This window comes from Kribbella alba, assembly GCF_039529635.1.
Classification (GTDB): Bacteria; Actinomycetota; Actinomycetes; order Propionibacteriales; family Kribbellaceae; genus Kribbella; species Kribbella alba.
This window is the reverse complement of the sequence record NZ_BAAANE010000006.1, coordinates 154410-171978: the sequence shown is the minus strand read 5'-3', so window position 1 is coordinate 171978 and position 17569 is coordinate 154410. Positions and strand designations below refer to the sequence as shown.

At 69.5% G+C, this 17569-nt stretch carries 6 protein-coding genes and 1 tRNA gene; 4 read left to right on the top strand and 3 right to left on the bottom strand.

Features of this window, described 5'->3' with window-relative positions; translation table 11 throughout:
• Nucleotides 1–28: 28 nt before the first annotated feature.
• Entirely contained in the window at nucleotides 29–2758 is a 2730-nt protein-coding gene (gene aceE / locus ABD210_RS17700; RefSeq protein ID WP_344112798.1) for a pyruvate dehydrogenase (acetyl-transferring), homodimeric type, read from the bottom strand.
• 296 nt (nucleotides 2759–3054) lie between these two features.
• Here aceE and ABD210_RS17695 point away from each other — a divergent pair, with 296 nt between their 5' ends.
• The 4 genes from ABD210_RS17695 (at nucleotide 3055) to ABD210_RS17680 (ending at nucleotide 15596) form a co-directional block, all read left to right on the top strand.
• Nucleotides 3055–3501 (top strand): DUF3052 family protein, encoded by a 447-nt coding sequence (locus ABD210_RS17695; RefSeq protein WP_344112680.1) that lies wholly within the window; start codon nucleotides 3055–3057, stop codon nucleotides 3499–3501.
• A 7-nt stretch (nucleotides 3502–3508) separates the two neighbouring features.
• A complete protein-coding gene (locus ABD210_RS17690) occupies nucleotides 3509–3985 on the top strand; it encodes a peroxiredoxin (RefSeq protein ID WP_344112679.1) in 477 nt (158 codons plus the stop codon).
• A gap of 19 nt (nucleotides 3986–4004) precedes the next feature.
• Nucleotides 4005–4076 (top strand) — tRNA-Val (locus ABD210_RS17685).
• A gap of 519 nt (nucleotides 4077–4595) precedes the next feature.
• Nucleotides 4596–15596, top strand: a complete 11001-nt coding sequence (locus ABD210_RS17680; RefSeq protein WP_344112676.1) for a non-ribosomal peptide synthetase/type I polyketide synthase — start codon at nucleotides 4596–4598, stop codon at nucleotides 15594–15596.
• Between the two features lie 131 nt (nucleotides 15597–15727).
• Here ABD210_RS17680 and ABD210_RS17675 read toward each other — a convergent pair whose 3' ends face one another.
• Together ABD210_RS17675 and ABD210_RS17670 are read right to left on the bottom strand one after the other, a co-directional pair.
• Complete coding sequence (locus tag ABD210_RS17675; protein ID WP_344112674.1) at nucleotides 15728–16303, bottom strand: hypothetical protein; 576 nt, start codon at nucleotides 16301–16303, stop codon at nucleotides 15728–15730.
• A gap of 339 nt (nucleotides 16304–16642) precedes the next feature.
• Nucleotides 16643–17560, bottom strand: a complete 918-nt coding sequence (locus ABD210_RS17670; protein ID WP_344112673.1) for an ROK family protein — start codon at nucleotides 17558–17560, stop codon at nucleotides 16643–16645.
• Nucleotides 17561–17569 lie beyond the last annotated feature (9 nt).

Genomic DNA, 17569 nt, shown 5'->3' with positions numbered 1-17569 from the left:
TGGTGCCCCTTCCGGGTCCGGCGGAAACTCAGGCGCCGGCACCCTCCTGCTTCACGCCGGCGACCGCGGTCGGGTCCTCGATGCGGTACTTGCGGGCGGCCTCGGCGGCCACCTCGCGCTTGACGTCGCCCCGCTTGGCCAGGATCTCCAGAGCGGCGACGACGATCGACTCGGCGTCCACATGGAAGTGGCGGCGAGCCGCGGCCCGGGTGTCGGCCAGGCCCCAGCCGTCGGTGCCCAGCGACGTGAAGTCGTTCGGCACCCAGCGGGAGATCTGGTCCTGCACGGCGCGCATGAAGTCGCTGACGGCGACGACCGGGCCCTTGGTGTCCTTGAGTTGCTCGGTGATGAACGGCACCCGCTCGTCCTCGTCCGGATGGAGCAGGTTGTGCTCCTCCGCATCGATGGCGTCGCGGCGCAGTTCGTTCCACGAGGTCACCGACCAGATGTCGGCCGCGACCGAGTACTCCTCGGCCAGGATCTCCTGGGCCTTGCGGACCCACGGCAGCGCGACACCCGAGGCGAGCAGTTGCACGCGAGGCACGTCGTCACCGGCTGCCGTCGGGTATTCCGAGAAGCGGTAGATGCCCTTCAGCAGAGCCGCCACGTCGAGGTTCTCCGGCTCGGCAGGCTGCGGAACCGGCTCGTTGTAGACGGTGAGGTAGTAGAAGACGTCCTCGCCGTACGGCTTCTTCTCGTCCAGGCCGTAGCCGTACATGCGGCGCAGGCCGTCCTTCACGATGTGCGCGACCTCGTAGGCGAAGCCCGGGTCGTAGTGCACCGCGGCCGGGTTCGTCGAGGCGAGCAGCGGCGAGTGGCCGTCCGCGTGCTGCAGACCCTCACCGGTCAGCGTGGTCCGGCCGGCGGTGGCGCCGATCAGGAAGCCCCGGCCGAGCTGGTCGCCGAACGCCCACATCTGGTCGCCGGTCCGCTGGAACCCGAACATCGAGTAGAAGATGTAGAACGGGATCATCGGTTCGCCGTGCGTCGCGTACGACGTACCGGCCGCGATCGTCGAGCCCATCGCGCCGGCCTCGCTGATGCCCTCGTGCAGCAACTGGCCCTTCTCGGACTCCTTGTACGCGAGCAGCAGGGCGCGGTCGACCGACTCGTAGGTCTGCCCGTGCGGCGAGTAGATCTTCGCCGTCGGGAACATCGAGTCCATCCCGAAGGTGCGGTACTCGTCCGGCGCGATCGGGACGATCCGCCGGCCGATCTCCGGATCCTTCATCAGGTCGCGGAACAGCCGCACCAGCGCCATCGTGGTAGCGACCGGCGTCTTCTCGTTGCCCTTGCTGAGCGGCTTGTAGACGTCGTCACCAGGGAGCTTCAACGTCTTCGGCCGGACCCGGCGCTCCGGCAGGAAGCCGCCGAGCTGCTCGCGGCGCTCCATCATGTACTGGTACTCCGGCGAATCGGTGCCGGGGTGGAAGTACGGCGGGTCGTACGCGTTCTCGAGCGCCTTGTCCTCGATCGGCAGGTAGAGCCGGTCGCGGAACGCCTTCAGGTCGTCCGAGGTCAGCTTCTTCATCTGGTGGGTCGCGTTGCGGCCCTCCAGCGCCTCGATCGTCCAGCCCTTGATGGTCTGGGCCAGGATCACGGTCGGCTGGCCGACGTGCTCGCTCGCGCTCTTGAAGGCCGCGTAGACCTTGCGGTAGTCGTGACCGCCGCGGGGCAGCTTGCGCAGGTCCTCGTCGGACAGGTTGCGCACCATCGCCTGCAGCCGCTGGTCGCCGCCGAAGAAGTTGTTCCGGATGTACTCGCCCGACTCGACCGAGTAGGTCTGGAACTGGCCGTCCGGCGTGGTGTTCATCTTGTTGACCAGTGCGCCGTCGTGGTCCTGCGCCAGCAGCGCGTCCCACTCGCGGCCCCAGATCACCTTGATCACGTTCCAGCCGGCGCCGCGGAAGTACGCCTCGAGCTCCTGGATCACCTTGCCGTTGCCGCGGACGGGTCCGTCCAGCTGCTGCAGGTTGCAGTTGATCACGAAGGTGAGGTTGTCCAGCTCCTCGCGGGCGGCCAGGCCGATCGCGCCGAGGGACTCCGGCTCGCCCATCTCGCCGTCACCGAGGAATGTCCAGACGTGCTGCTGGCTGGTGTCCTTGATGCCGCGGTGGTGCAGGTACCGGTTGAAGCGCGCCTGGTAGATCGAGTCCAGCGCGGCCAGACCCATGGAGACCGTCGGGAACTCCCAGAAGTCCGGCATCAGCCGGGGGTGCGGGTACGACGACAGGCCCTTGTGCGGGCCGCGGGAGACCTCCTGGCGGAAGCCGTCCAGCTGGTCCGCGGACAGCCGCCCCTCGAGGAAGGCGCGAGCGTAGATGCCGGGGGAGGCGTGACCCTGGATGAAGACCTGGTCGCCGCCGCCCGGGTGGTCCTTGCCCCGGAAGAAGTGGTTGAACCCGACCTCGTACAGGCTGGCCGCGGACTGGTAGGTGGCGATGTGGCCGCCGACCTCGAGGCCTTTGCGGTTGGCCTTGCTGACCATCACCGCGGCGTTCCACCGGATGAAGGCCCGGATCCGCCGCTCGACGTGCTCGTCGCCGGGGAACCACGGCTCGCGCTCGGGCGGGATCGAGTTGATGTAGTCGGTGCTCCGGAGCGCCGGTACGCCGACCTGCCGCTCCCGCGCCCGCTCGATCAGCTTGAGCATCAGGTAACGCGCCCGGCTCTTGCCGCGCTCGTCGAGCACGGCGTCGAGCGATTCGACCCATTCACGAGTTTCGTCGGGGTCGATGTCGGGGAGCTGGGTGGGCATCCCCTCGGTGATGATGGCTGGTGGTTCGTGTCCGGAAGCCACGGTGTCCTGCCGTTCTGTCTAGTCGGTCCTCCTGGCAATCCTGTCACCTGTTCGGAATGCGTTCTACTTTGCCTGCACAACCTTGCCCGTTCTCGCCCCCGGAGCCCGGTCGGGAGCGGACACGGACGGCGCACGGCACGCGGATACCGGACAGGCTATGGAACCCTCGTGCATACTTGCGCGACGCGGTAGGCCACGATGGACTACTGCTACTGACGCCTACCCCCGGGCCCGGGGACGACGGAGGAGGACACGTGAGCGCGACCGCGGACCACGCGGACGGCAAGAGCGGGGAGCCGAACATGGCGAGCCGGCTCGGCTTAGAGAGCGGCACGGTCGTGCAGGAGCTCGGCTACGACGACGACTGTGACGATGCCTTCCGCGACGCCATCACGGAGATCACCGGCGAGGCGCTCGTCGGTGACGACATGGACGACGTCGTCGACGTCGTGCTGCTCTGGTTCCGTGACGACGACGGGGATCTGGTGGACGCCCTGTTCGACACCCTGACCGACCTGAAGCCGGGCGGGATCGTGTGGCTGATGACCCCGAAGGTCGGCCGCGACGGGTATGTCGACGCCAGCGACATCGCCGAGGCGACCGCCGCGGCCGGGCTGTCGACGACCACCAGCCTCACCCCGACCGAGAACTGGTCGGCCACCAAGCTGGTGATGCCGAAGTCGCCGCGGGTTCGGAAGTGATCCTGCGGTGACCGCTGCCGTCCCTGGAGTCGGCAGCGAGGCACCGGACTTCAGCGCGCGGAACCAGCACGGCGAGCAGCTCCGGCTCTCGGAGTACCGGGGCCGGAGGCCCGTCGTGCTGGTGTTCTACCCGTATGCCTTCAGCAGGGTCTGCACGAGCGAGCTCGAGGCCCTCCGCGACCGGCCGGACCTGGCCGCCGCCGCGGAGATCCTGGCCGTGTCGTGCGACCCGATGTTCACGCTGCGCGCGTACGCCGAGGCGCAGCGGCTGGAATTCGCCCTGCTGAGCGATTTCTGGCCGCACGGATCCATCGCCTCGCAGTACGGGGTGTTCGACGCCGGGCGCGGCTGTGCGGTGCGCGGCACGTTCGTGGTCGATCAGGCCGGGATCATCCGGTGGTCGGTGGTCAAGGGCATCCCGGAGGCCAGGGACCCGGACGAGTACGCCATGGCCTTGGCGGAACTCGGCACCGACCTCGGATAGACTCCTCGCTCGCAGTCGAGGGCGCTTAGCTCAGCGGTAGAGCGCTTCCCTTACAAGGAAGATGTCGGGGGTTCGATCCCCTCAGCGCCCACCCAGCAACTCCGCGGGTCAGAGCATCGTCTGCTCGCAGACCTGAGCCGGCGAGTGCCCGATCCGGGCCCCGGAGCCGCCCAGAGGCGGTCGCGATCCTGGACGTATCGCGGGCCGGAAACGATCGTTGTCCCCAGTAGCGGCGGCGTGTCGGATTTCTTAACCTACGGCTGCTGGAACGGACTCTCCCAGGCCACGGAACGGCTGGTAGGGTTCACGGCTGTCGGTCGGACGATGACGCGCTGGGGCTGCCCGGTCACGCCGTTGTTCCGCCCGGCGGAACGGGGCCTGTTCTGTCGGTGAGAGCGAGACGGGTATGCCCTGAACCCGGCTCCGTCCAGTTGGGGAGGCGTGTGTCCGTGGGTCGCCGACTGGCTGGCGCCTCTGCCATTTCTGCCGACGAGTTCGGTGCTACCGGAGCTCCCGTTTCCGCCGCCCATGCTGCTTGTGCTGTCGGCTGTGCCAAGGGTGCCGGTGAGGCTGAGGTTCGTGGCGTCGCGGGATGCGCGAGGTTCGGGTGGTGAGGAACGGCGTGGACCGCCCGGCGATCAGCACCGGGCCGGCGTTGATGATCCCGGCCGGCTATCCCCGCGATCTTCCCAGCGCTCTGCTGCGCGCGGCGCGTGACTTCGGCAGTTCCGGCGTGGTCGAGATCGGTCCTGACGGGCGCGAGACCCGCCTCGACTTCCCGACTCTGCTCGAGCTCGCCGCCCGGATCCTCGCCGGCCTGCGCGCCAACGGAGTACGGGCTGGTGACCCGGCGGTCGTCCACTGCACCGAGCCGGTCGGCTTCTTCGCCGCGTTCTGGGCCTGCACGCTCGGCGGTATCCGCCCGCTGCTGATGGCACCCGCGGCCGAGGGTGACACCACCGAGGAGGGCCGCGAGCGCCTCCGCAAGGTGACCGACCTGCTCGGCTGGACCGTATTGATCGGCCGCCCCTCGGACCTGCCGAACGACCTCGGCCTGCCGGTGCTCGACCCCGACGCACTCGCCGGGCACGAGCCGACCTCCGAGTTCCACCGGCCCGCGGCGGACGACGTCGCAGTACTGATGATGTCGTCGGGCAGCAGCACCGGGACGCCCAAGATCATCCAGCTGACGCATCGCGGCCTCGTCGAGTTCGCGGCCGGTACGCCGGCGATGCTCCCGGTCCGGCCGGGGCAGACCACGCTGAACTGGCTCCCACTGGACCACAGCGGCGCGTTCCTGCTCTACCACCTGCTGCCGGTGTTCACCGGCTGTACGAACATCCACGTCGCCACCGACTGGGTGCTGTCGAACCCGCTGCGCTGGCTCGACCTGATGGACCAGCACCGGGTGAACCACTCGTGGTCGCCCAACTTCGGATACCGGCTGGCGACTGCGGCGATCGCAGGCGAACCGGATCGGCACTGGGACCTGTCCGCGCTGCGGAGCCTGGTCAGCGGCGGCGAGCAGATCACCGTGCCCGTGGTGAGCGATTTCCTTCGCGTGACGAACCGGTTCGGCGTCGTACCGGAGACGTTCGTCGCGGCGTGGGGCATGACCGAGACCGTCACCGGGATCACCTTCGCGCGGCCAGGGCTGACGCCGAACGTGCACCGGGTCCGGATCCCACCGACCGGTGTCGTGGAATGGGTGGACCAGCGCACGACCGCGGGCAAGGTCGCCGTCGCCCGGCCGGGGAAGTCCCGCGTCGACGGTGCCGGCGTACTGAGCCTGGTATCTGTCGGTACGCCGGCGCCGGGCGCGACGGTGCGGATCGTGGGCTCCAACGGCGCAGTGCTGCCCGAGGGCCGGATCGGGCAGCTGCAGATCGCGTCCGCGCGGGTGACGCCGGGCTATCTCGGCAATCCCGACGCCGACCGGGCCGCGTTCCCCGCGGGCAACTGGCCGGCCAGGAAGTGGCTCGCGACGGGCGACCAGGCGTTCATCACCGGCGGGCAGGTGGTCATCACCGGCCGGGACAGCGAACGCATCATCCTCAGCGGCCAGAACTACTCCGCCCACGACATCGAGACTGTCGCCGCATCGGTGGAAGGCGCGGAGTTGGGCTTGGTCGCAGCCTGCGGGACCGCGGACGCGGCCGCCGGTACTGAGCGCCTGGTGGTCTTCTACGCCCTGACCGAGGATTCGCCGGCGGGAGTCGACCAGGCGATCCGCGCGGTCCTGCAGGATCGGCTCGCGCTCCAGACGCAGGTGGTCGGAGTACCGCGTCGCCACTTCCCGACCACCCCCGGCGGGAAGATCCTCCGCCCGCTGCTCAAACAACGCTGGATCGACGGCACCCTCGAGTCGCCCACCCACCCGCAGACGCGCCCGCAACCGACGATCCACCCCGGTCCCCAACCCGGCTCGCGCCCGCCCGTCGTCTCCCCGTACGGCGACCCGGTGCGCGCCGGCACCTTCGACAGTCGGCGGCGCCCGGGGTACGACGGATCCGCTGCCGGAGTCGACGACGCCGACGGGTCAGCGGGCTCCGAGCGGGCAGGAGGACGCGCGGACTTCGAGCAGGCCGAGGCGCGCGCGGAATTCGACGAGGACGCCGGCGAGCGGACCACCGAGCTCCCGGCAGTGCGCCTGGCCTGGCGCCGATCGATCACCGACTCCATCCCAGTACCGCCCGCACGCCCGACCCTGGGCGCCAACCGCGACACCAATTCCGACCCAGCCGACCTCCTTGCCGACCCCACCCACGAAGCCCCGGCCGACGACGAGTCGAACGCCGACCCCACACGCGATCCGAAGCCGACCCACCTCGACCCGAGTGACGCCGAGTCGGCCGACCTCCCTGCGGGTAATGCGGACCCGGCTGATGTCCACGCGGGTGATGGGGAGTCGGGCGAGGTCCGTGCGGGCGATGCGGAGTCGGCCGAGCTCCCCGCGGATGAGCTGACGCCCGCCGACCCGCTGGCCGATGATGTGACGCCCGCCGACCCGCTGGCCGATGATGTGACGTCCAGCGACGGCGTTGCTGATGCTGAATCCACGGAGCTGCTCGCCCGGGCCGAGATGTCCACCGACCCGCTCGTCGCCCAGCCGACCCCGCCCGCCCCGTCTCAGGCAGACCCGATACCGGCCGAGTCGGATGCAGCGCGGCCCGAGGTCGATGTCGCTGGGACCGGGACGGACGCAGCACAACCCGAGCCGACGACAGCGCCGCCCCAGGCTGGTGCCCGCACATTCTCTGCCCTGGTCTTCGACGAGATCGTCTTCGACGAAGCCGCCTTCTCGGGAAGGCCACAGATCGAGGACGAGACCACTTCCGCGGACACGCCCACAGACGGACTCCCAGCGGACGAGCAGCATGCAGCCGAGAAGGCGCCGAACGCCGCCCCAACACAGGACAAGCCCGCCGCGGACCCGGATGCGGCTTCCGAGCCAGTCGACGCCTCGGAGCCGGAAGTCGTCGCGGGGCCGGGCGTCGTCGCGGAGCGGGAAGTCGTCGCGGGGCTGGATGGCGCTGCACAGCAGGAAGCCGACGTCGACCGGGCAGCCGTAGACACAGACCACCGCGCCGACTACTCCGTCGAGCGCGACGCAGCCAATGCGGGCGCGGTCAACGCGACGCCGCCGATCGCCGACCCCGCTGATGCCGACCCCGCCGATGCCGATCCCGCTGAGGTCGATCCCGCAGCCTCAGCCGACGCGGACCCTGCCGACGTCGACGCCGACGCTGAAACGAATCCCGCCGACACCGATTCCGCCGATGCCGATCCGACTGTCGTCGACGCGACCGACGTTGATCCCGCCGAGGCCGGCGCCGACCCCGCCGGCGCCGATCTGGCCGACAGCGATCGCGCCGGTGCCGACCCGGCCGACGCCGATCGCGCCGGTGCCGACCACGGCGAGTCCGAGGATGCCCAGGTTGCGGACGTTGACCTTGTTGAGAGCGACGCGGCGCGGGGGGAGCTGACAGAGGCGCCGCAAGCCTCCGGCGTTGAGTCAGCTGGTTCCCAGTCGGCTGAGTTGGAGTCCGTAGACAGGGCGCTCGCAGAATCGGGTGCGGCTAAGGGGGCAGAGCCTGCCACGGCCCAGACCTCGCAGAACGCTGAGCTCGAGCCAGCGGCCAGAACTGATGTCGAAGAGGCGTCCGAGGACGATGTCGACCTGACAGAACCATCTACCGCTGTGGTTATGTCAGATGCCAAAGCGGCGCCGGCAGACGCGGTTGGCGCCGACCTGGTGGGCGAGGGCGAAGATGCGCCGACAGAACCATCTACGGGTGTAGCTACGTCTGGCGGCCAAGCGGTGCCGGCAGAAGCGGTTGGCGCCGAACTGGTGGCCGAGGATGAAGGCGCGCGGGCGGAAGCGGTTGACCCTGAGCTGGCGGCCGGGGTCGGGCAGAAGCGGGCGGCTGAGGTTGAAGCTTCAGACGCGGCTCCGGCGACCGGGACGGAATCAGCCGAGACTGAGTCGGCTGAGGTTGTTGCGGCGGAAGGTCGGTCGGCTGCGGGTGAGGCGGGTGGCGCCTCGCATGAGGTTGCGGCCCGGGTGCTCGCGGTGGTTCGTGGTGTCGTGGGCGGTGAGGTTGACGAGGGAAGTGCGCTTCACGAGCTGGGTGTGGATTCGGTGGCTGTGGTCCGGGTCCATACGCGGTTGCAGGAAGAGTTGGGGCTGGAATTCCCGCGGGCGGTGATGTTCGAGCACGAGTCGATTTTTGCCCTGGGCAACTACCTGCAACAGCACGCGGCCGAGTTCCGTCGTGCGGCGGCGCACTCGACCGAGACTCCCGCGCCTGAGAAGGCCAGGCCGGGAAAGAAGGCGAAGCAGGCGATCGAGCCGATCGCGATCATCGGTCTCGCGGCGCGGTTCCCGGGCGCGGACACGCTCGAACAGTTCTGGGACAACCTGGTCGGGGGCGTGGAGAGCATCCGCCGGTTCAGCTCCGACGAGCTCGGCGCCACGAAGGATGCCTTTGGCAACGATGAGCTGGTTGCGGTCAGCGGTGCGCTGGATGACGTGGAGACGTTCGATGCGGACTTCTTCGGGCTCAGTGCTCGCGAGGCCGAGCTGACGGATCCGGCTCAGCGGATCTTCCTGGAGGTCTGCCAGCACGCGCTCGAGCACGGCGGTCATGCCGGTGCCACCGGGCGGATCGGCATCTTCGCGGGCTCGGGGATGAACCTCTACTCCCACCACAACCAGCCGCCCGACTTCCTGGCGACCCGTGTCGCCTACCGGCTCGGATTGACCGGCCCAGCGATCGGCGTACAGGCTGCTTGGTCGTCTTCGCTGGTGGCGGTTCACCTTGCCTGTCAGGCGTTGCGTAGTGGTGATGCGGATCTGGCCCTGGCCGGGGCGGCCGCAGTCCACGTGCCGCAGGCAACGGGTTATCACCCGACTCCTGGGTCGATCCTTTCGCCGAGCGGGCAGGTCCGGGCATTCGACGCCGAGGCGGACGGCACGGTTGGCGGCAACGGTGTCGCGGCGGTGCTGCTCAAGCGGCTCGACCAGGCCGTTGCCGACGGCGACACCGTCTACGCGGTGATCCGCGGGTCAGCAGTCAGCAACGAGAGCAACCAGGCGGATCTGGTCGAACGTGCGCTGGAGAAGGCCGGAGTTCCGGCTGATTCGCTCAGCTACATCGAGGCGAACGCGACGGGTACTGCGGCCGACGACGCAAGCGAGTTCCGTGCGATGGCGTCGGTCCTCAGGCGTCACACGGACAAGGTGGGGTTCTGCACGATCGGCTCGGTGAAGCCCAATATCGGGCACCTCGACAGCGCCGCGGGCATGGCCGGCCTGATCAAGACCGTGCTGATGCTGCAGCACCGCACGCTCGTTCCGACGATCAACTTCGCACAACCGAACCCCGAACTCCCGTTGCCGAACAGCCCGCTCGTCATCGGCACCGAGGTCCGCGACTGGGAAGCCGGTACGCCGTTGCGCGCGGGCGTGAGCGCACTCGATGCAGGCGGCACCAGCGCGCACGTGATCCTCGAGGAAGCACCTCGGCAGATCCGCCGCGGCGATGACGGCCCGGTTGTCCTCCCGTTGTCTGCACCGGACCCGGCGGCGTTGGAAGAACTGGTCGAGCTGTTCAGGATCGACCTCGACCACGGCACCGGCCACCGCCTGATCGATCTCGCCGGTACTGCGGCCCTCGGGCGCCCGGCGTATCGCCACCGCCTGGCCGTGACGGGTTCGTCCGAAACCGAACTCGCAGGGGCCCTCGGCACGGCCCAAGCCGCCGAGGTACCGCGCGGTGGACCAGGGCCGCTCGGATTCGCCTTCACCGGACAGGGTGCCGCGCGCCGCGGAATGGCAGCGGGGCTTGCCACTCGGTTCCCCGTGTTCCGGTCGGTGCTGGACGAGTGCGACAAGGTGTATGCCGAGGAGTTCGGCGGCAGCTTGCTCGAACTCCTGTTGACCCCGGCTGGTTCGTCCGAAGGCGTCTGGCCGACCGAGACCGCCCAGCCCGCGCTGTTCGCCTTCGAACTCGCGCTGGCCCGGCTGTGGCAGTCCTTCGGCGTGCAGCCGGCGCTGGTGGTCGGGCACAGCGTCGGCGAGTACGCCGCGTTGTGCGTGGCGGGGGCGCTGTCGCTGGCGGACGGCGTACGGCTGACTGCCAAGCGGGGCCAACTCATGCAGCGTGGGACGGTCCCGGGCGCGATGGTCGCAGTACGGGCGGACGCCGACCGCGTGCGGGAGTTGGCGCGTACCTCTGGCGTGGAGATTGCCGCTGGCAACGGTCCGCAGTCGTTCGTGCTCACCGGTACCGAGGTGATCGTCGGGCAGTTGGCCGAGCAGCTGGATCGGTTGGAGCTGAAGTGGCAGCGGCTCGATGTGGATCGGGCGTTCCACAGTTCCCTGGTCGATCCGATCCTGGCGGACTTCGCCGAGGTGGTCGCGGAGATCACGCTGCGGCCGCTGCGGATGCCGATGGTGTCGAGCTGGTCAGGCGAACTGCTGGAGAGCGGTACTGCGCTCGACGCCGACTACCTGGTCGGGCAGCTTCGTCAGCCGGTGCTGTTCGGCGACGCGGTAGAGGCGCTGACGGCGGCGGGTTGCAGGCGATTCCTGGAGCTCGGGCCGGATGCGGTACTCAGCCCGGCTGGTCGACGGATCGCCCCGAACAGCACCTGGATCCCGACCCAGCGCCTCGGGCAGGACCCTGTCCAGGCAACGATGAACGGCCTCGCCGAGCTGTACGAGCAGGGCACCGAGATCGCCTGGAAGCGCGTCTACCCCGACGGCGGCCGCGTGCCGCTGCCCGTGTATCCGTTCCGCCGCGTCCACCACCCAGTCGACACTTCCAGCAGCGCCGGAGGTGGCGCGGCCGCTACTGCGAGCGCCGCCGCTGCCTCCGGTACTGCGCGCGCAACGTCCGCAGCCGGTACTGCGCGCGTAACGGCGGCATCCGGTGCTGTCCGCGGAACCGCCCCTTCCGGTACTGCGCAGACGGGCTCCCCTGCTGCAGGAGTTGCCGGTAGTTCTCGTCCTGCGGGCCCGGCCGGTGCTGGTGGTGCGGCGGGCTCGGCTGGTGCTTCTGGTGCTGCGAGCGTGACCCCTGCTCCTGGTGATGCTGGGGCTGCTTCTCGTACTGCGGCCGCTGCCGCCGCTTCCCGGACTGCCGACGCCGGGGTTGCCGGCGGCGGGTCTGCTGCAGGGGCGCATGGTGTTGCTGCTGGTCGTTCGGCGGCGCGGGTCCAACCAGCTGGGGCGGGGGAACGGCCGGTCGAGCGCAGACGCCCCACGCTGAAGAGGATTCCTCTGGACCCGCCGGCGCCAGACGACGTCGCCCACCCCGACCCCGCAGCCGCCGAACTAGCCGAAGCTGCCGAGCATTCCCCCTTCACCATCCCAGCTGAATCATCCGACCAGGCACACCCCGACACCATCCACCGCAGGCCGGTCGAACCTCCTGCTACCGAAACGGACGCAGCCGAAGCCAAGCCCGATGCCGCGCCCGTAGCTGGTGCTGCGGAGGTCGCGGCGGATCCTGTCGAGCCTGCACTGGATGCTGTCGAGCCCGCGCTTGATGCCGCTGAGCCGAAAGCCGCCGGACCGGAAGCTGATGCGCCTGAGCTCGCTCCCGATGCTGCTGAGCCCGCTCCCGGTGACGCTGAGTCGCAAGCTGCCGGACCGGAGGCTGATGCTGCCGAGCCCGCGCCCGATGACGCTGAGCCGGAAGCTGCCGGACCGGAGGCCGATGCTGTCGAGCCCGCGCCCGATGACGCTGAGCCGGAAGCTGCCGGACCGGAGGCTGATGCTGCCGAGCCCGCGCTGAGTGCTGCTGAGTCCGCGCCGAGTGCTGCTGAGCCCGAGCTGGGCCCTGGTTCCGGCGAGGATGTTGCCCAGGACGAGGCTGGTGCCGCAAGGCGCGGCGAAGGCGCTTCCGAGGGCGCCGAGGCTGCGGGTGACGGGGGCGGCGAGGCTCAGACTGCGGGTGTTGACAGTACGCGGGTTGAGGCTGGGGACGCCGGGGTTGTCGGTGGGGAGGTGGGAGATCCGGCGGTGGTGGCGGCTCGATACCGGGCGTCGTTGGAGGTTGTGCTGGATCTGACCGGGGAGCAGTTGGGGCTAGATCCGTATGACGTGACGGTGGATCACACCTTTGCTGAGCTTGGTGCGGATTCTTTGTCGATGTTGCGGGTTGTCGAGGAGGTCGGTCAGCGGTTCGACGTGGAGTTGGCGGTCAGTGAGCTCTTTGATGAGCTGAATACGCCGCACAAGCTTGCTTCGGCAGTTGCCTCACGCAACCTTCCCGGTGGTGCTGTCGATCCACTCGACCTGCTTCGAAGCGCCAACAACGCCGGTGCCGACGGATCAGGAGCGCCCGAGCGGCCCGCCGAAACCGTGCCGGACGCAACGGTGGAGCACGCTCCAGGGTTTGTGGAGCCGGTGCGGTTGAAGGGGTCCCGCCAGACCCTGGCGGTCTTGGGGTCTGGGTTGGCGGAGTTGGCGGCGAAGGTGGATGCGGCTGCTGCAGCGACGAGTGAGGCGGATCTGCCCGGCTCCGGGATGGCTGCGTTGATGTCGCAGCAACTGCGGGTGGCTGGTCAGCTGGTCGACGGAGTCACCAAGCTGATGCACGAACAGCTTGCCCTGCTCAACGAAACCACTCACGCGGCAGCCAACATCGAAACACCCGCAGAGCCGACGACCGAAGCACCCGGACAGTCGACGACCGAAGCACCCGCACGGCCGACGACCGAAATACCAGCCGCACGGCCGGCCGAAGTATCAGCCGCACGGTCGGCCGAAGCATCAGCCGCATCGACGGCCGGAGTACCGCCCGAAACGCCGACCGAAGGTGAGGAAGCGGCCAAGGAGAAGGCGAAGGCGCAGGACAAGCGGGCCAAGGATCTGGAGTATTGGCGGCAGGTGCTCGTCGGGGCGCAGCCGTTGGTCTTGCCGACTGATCGCCCGCGTCCCGCCGCACGCGCCAAGGTTGCTTCGACTGTGAGAGAGCTGGACCAGGAGCTTGGCGACGCGGTGTTCGCGTTCAGCCGGGATCGCCGCGTCAGCCCGTTGATGACCATGCTCGCGGCCGTCGGCACTGTGCTCGGCCGTTTCGCCGCGCAGGACGACATCACCGTCGGCACGGCTGCTCTCCGCCGGCCTGGCGACGAGAGCAGCCAGTTCCGTCCGCTCCCGCTCCGCCTCGACCTGTCCGGCGAACCGGATCTCGGCGAGCTCGCCCAGCGGGTTCGCGAGACCACCACCGCCGCGTTCGACCACGCGACCGCCGAGCTCGGCGTACTCGAGCAGGACCCCCTCTTCCAGGTCCTGGTGGAGTTCGAGGCCGGCGACGACGACCTGACGCCGGATCTGGACCTTCGACTCAGGCTCGCCCATCACGCCGGTGGCATCCGTTGTACTGCGGACTACCGGGCCGGCTTGTTCGACGCGGTCACCATCGATCGCCTCCTGCGCTACATCGAGGCCGTACTGCGTCGCGCAACCGCTGAGACCGGGTTGAAGCTGCCGGAACTCATGCTGCCGACACCCGAGGACCAGCAGGCGTTGCGCGACCTCGAGGGCGAGCCAGCCGAGGCGGGACCGATTGGACGCGTACGCCGGGATGCCGTGGTGGCGGGTGAACTCAGCGGCCTGCACACGTTGTTCGAGCAGCAGGTGGCGAGGACTCCCGACGCGATCGCGCTGATCCAGGGCGAGCGTGAGCTGACCTACGCGGAGCTGAACCGCCGGGCGAACGTGGTCGCCTGGCAGCTCGTCGACCTCGGTGTGAAGCCCGGCCAGCTCGTCGCGGTCCGGGTGGCTCGCGGCACGGAGCTGGTGGTCGGAGTCCTGGCCGTGCTCAAGTCCGGTGCCGCCTACCTGCCGCTGGACCCCGGCGTACCGGAGTCGCGGTGGTCGTTCATGACCGCTGATTCGGGCGCGGTAGCGCTGGTCGGGGACGACGCGGCGCTGGCGGATCGGCTCGGTCTGCGGCTGGTCCCGGTGGCTGCCGTCGAAGGGGATCCGCGCGCCGGGCAGGCGCCGCCGGTGCGGGCCGCGGCCGATGACATCGCCTACTGCATCTACACCTCTGGCTCGACCGGCAATCCCAAGGGGGTCGCGGTTCCGCATCGCGGCCCGGTCAACCTGGTCCGGCAGTACCTGCGGACCCGCCGGTCTCTGCGGACCTTGCAGTGGACCTCGTTCGGGTTCGACGTGCACGTGCAGGAGATGTTCACCGCGCTCGCGTCGGGTGCCGCGCTCGTGCTGATCGGCGAGGACGACCGGTACGACCCGGACGAGGTGGTCGCCGCGCTGACCGAGCACCAGGTCGAGCGACTCTTCATGACCTTCACGCCGTTGACCGCGCTGCTCGCGACCATGCCGGAGATGCCGAAGCTGCCGGCGTTGCGGGAGATCGTGGCCGGCGGTGAGGCGATGGTGCTGTCGCACGGGATCCGGGACTTCCTGGCCGCCCATCCGGACTGCGCCCTCTACAACGAGTACGGCCCGACCGAGGCGTCGATCGTCGCCACGATCCACCAGGTCGACCCGGCCGAGGACAGGCCGTCGATCGGGCGCCCCATCGACGGCGTAGTGGTCCGGGTGCTCGACGAGGCGCTGCGCGCGGTCCCGGTCGGGGCGGTCGGCGAGATCCACATCGGTGGCGCGGCGGTCGCCCAGGGCTACCTCGGGCGGCCGGACGAGACCGAGACGGCGTTCGTGAACGACCCGGCGCACCCGGGCGGGCGCCTCTACCGCAGCCGTGATCTGGCGCGCTGGCGGACGGACGGGACGCTGGACTACCTCGGCCGGGTGGACGACCAGGTCAAGATCCGCGGCCACCGGGTCGAGCCGGGCGAGACGGAGCACGTGCTCGCGGATCTGCCCGGAGTCATCGACGCGGTGGTTGTCGCCTGCACCGATCCGGCCGGGGACACCTGTCTGATCGGATACGTCGTGCTGGAAGACGACGACCCCGCAGTACTGGCGCGGTTGTTGCTGGAGCTCACCCAGGAGTTGCCGATCTACCTGGTGCCGGCCGACCTGATCCCGATCGACGACCTGCCGCTGGATGCGAGCGGCAAGCTGGACCGGGCTCGGCTACCCGAGCCGGAGTGGCTCAAGGAATGAGAAGGGCCCGCTGATCAGCGGGCCCTTCTCCTTGACGTCGGTTCTGCACCGTGGACGGTGGTGTGAGTCCCGGTGGTAGCCCTCCCGCAGCCACCGGCCCACCGTCCGCGGTGCAGAACCCGCTTCGATCCTCATCCCTCCCGAGGATCGATCGCGCTCCGCAGGGTCCCGTCTTCCACGGGACCCTCTGCCCGCCTCCGGAGCAGCGCGAAGGCGCTGATCACGCAGGTGAGCAAGGAATAGCAGGCCCAGACCGGTCCGACGTTGCCGAGTTCCGGTCCGTTCCCCGCCGACCCGAGCGCGACCATCGCCGTGACGGCGACGAGGGCGATCAACGGGCCGGTCCAGCCCAGCACGCCCATCCGCACCGGCTGCTCTGGCTCCGACGAATCGTCCGGTGCCGCAGCGGTGGAGATGGCCCGGCCCCGGAGGGCCTCGTGCAGGGCCGCGACGCCGCACGAGGCGGCGACGTTCAGGATCAGCAGGCGGCCGGCGACGTCCTCGATCGCAACCCCACCCGGACCGACCGTGCCGTACAGGACGGCGTACAGGTCGACGGGGACGGTGGCCGCGGCGGCGCCGACGACTACGAGCTGGAGGAGCCGCGGCCGGCGCACCGAAGCGCGCAACCTGCCGTGGCTGGTGGTCGTGGCGACCATGATCGCGAGGAAGAAGAGCGCGAAGACGAGCAGTACTACCACGTCCATCAGGACCTGTCCCTACGGTCGAGCGTTGCCCCGGACAACGCTGGTGGACGTGCGTACTTCGATGGTTCTGCCCGCGCGAGCGGCGGAGAGTCGCCTCTCCGCCGCGCACACGTGCGGTCAATCCCTGGCATGCAGGCCCCCCTGATTGCCCTTGGATGACGTGCCCCCACCCCATCCACCACTTGAATCGCGTGGACGGGGGCAACCGTTACAAGGATTCCGGCAATTGGTAAGAATTGCGCAAAATTGCTCGGGAGGCCGCTTTTCGCACGCGTTAGCTGTGTGAACGGGTCGCTCACCGTGGCAACACGGTGACAATGGCGCCAACAGCCGCGAGGGCTACCTCAGCGCGTCCCAGCCGAGGCGCGCCGCGCCGATCAGGCCGGCGTTGTCGAGCTGGGCCGGCTCAACGGTGAGGTCGGCGACGAACGGCAGTTGCGCGAGCCGCTTCACCCAGCGCTGGACCGGATCGAAGAGGACCGGTCCGGCCTTCGCCACGCCACCACCGATCACCACCGTGGTCAGGTCAACGGTGACCGCGGTGGCCACAATCCCGGCCGCGAGGGCCTGGGCGCCGTCGTCGAACACCGCCAGGGCGATCTCGTCGCCGGCAGCCGCGTCGGCGGACAGCACCGCGGCATCGACGATCTCCTCGGACCGCCAGCCGAGTCGCCGTGCCCGGGCAACCATCCGCGGTCCGCTGGCGTAGGTCTCGACGCAGCCGTAGGACCCGCAAGCGCAGGACTCGCCGTCGAGGTCGACGACCATGTGCCCGAGGTGTGCCGCGTTCCCCGACTGCCCGAGCAGCGGCTTGCCATCGACAACCAGTCCCGCGCCGACCCCGGTCGACACCACGATGCCGAGCAGGTTGTCGACGTTGCGTCCGGCACCGGTCCAGAACTCGCCGAGCGCGAAGCAGTGCCCGTCCACCCCCAGCGTCACCGGTACGTCGCCGGTCAGCGCCCGCACCCGCGCCACCAGCGGGAAGTTCCGCCAACCGGTGATGTTCACCGGCGAGACCAGGCCGTGCAACTGGTCGAGCGGCCCGGCCGAACCGATCCCGACGGCGGCCGGAGTGGCATCGCCGGAGACCCGGACGATCAGTTCGGCGAGCGCGGCGAACACCTGGTCCGCGCCACCGGGCGGCGTCGCGATCCGGTCCTTGCTGATGACCTCGCCGTCGGCGGACACGATCGCGGCGGCCATCTTGGTGCCGCCGATATCGATACCGAGTACCGTCGCTGCCTCGTCGCTCATGGTCCCCCC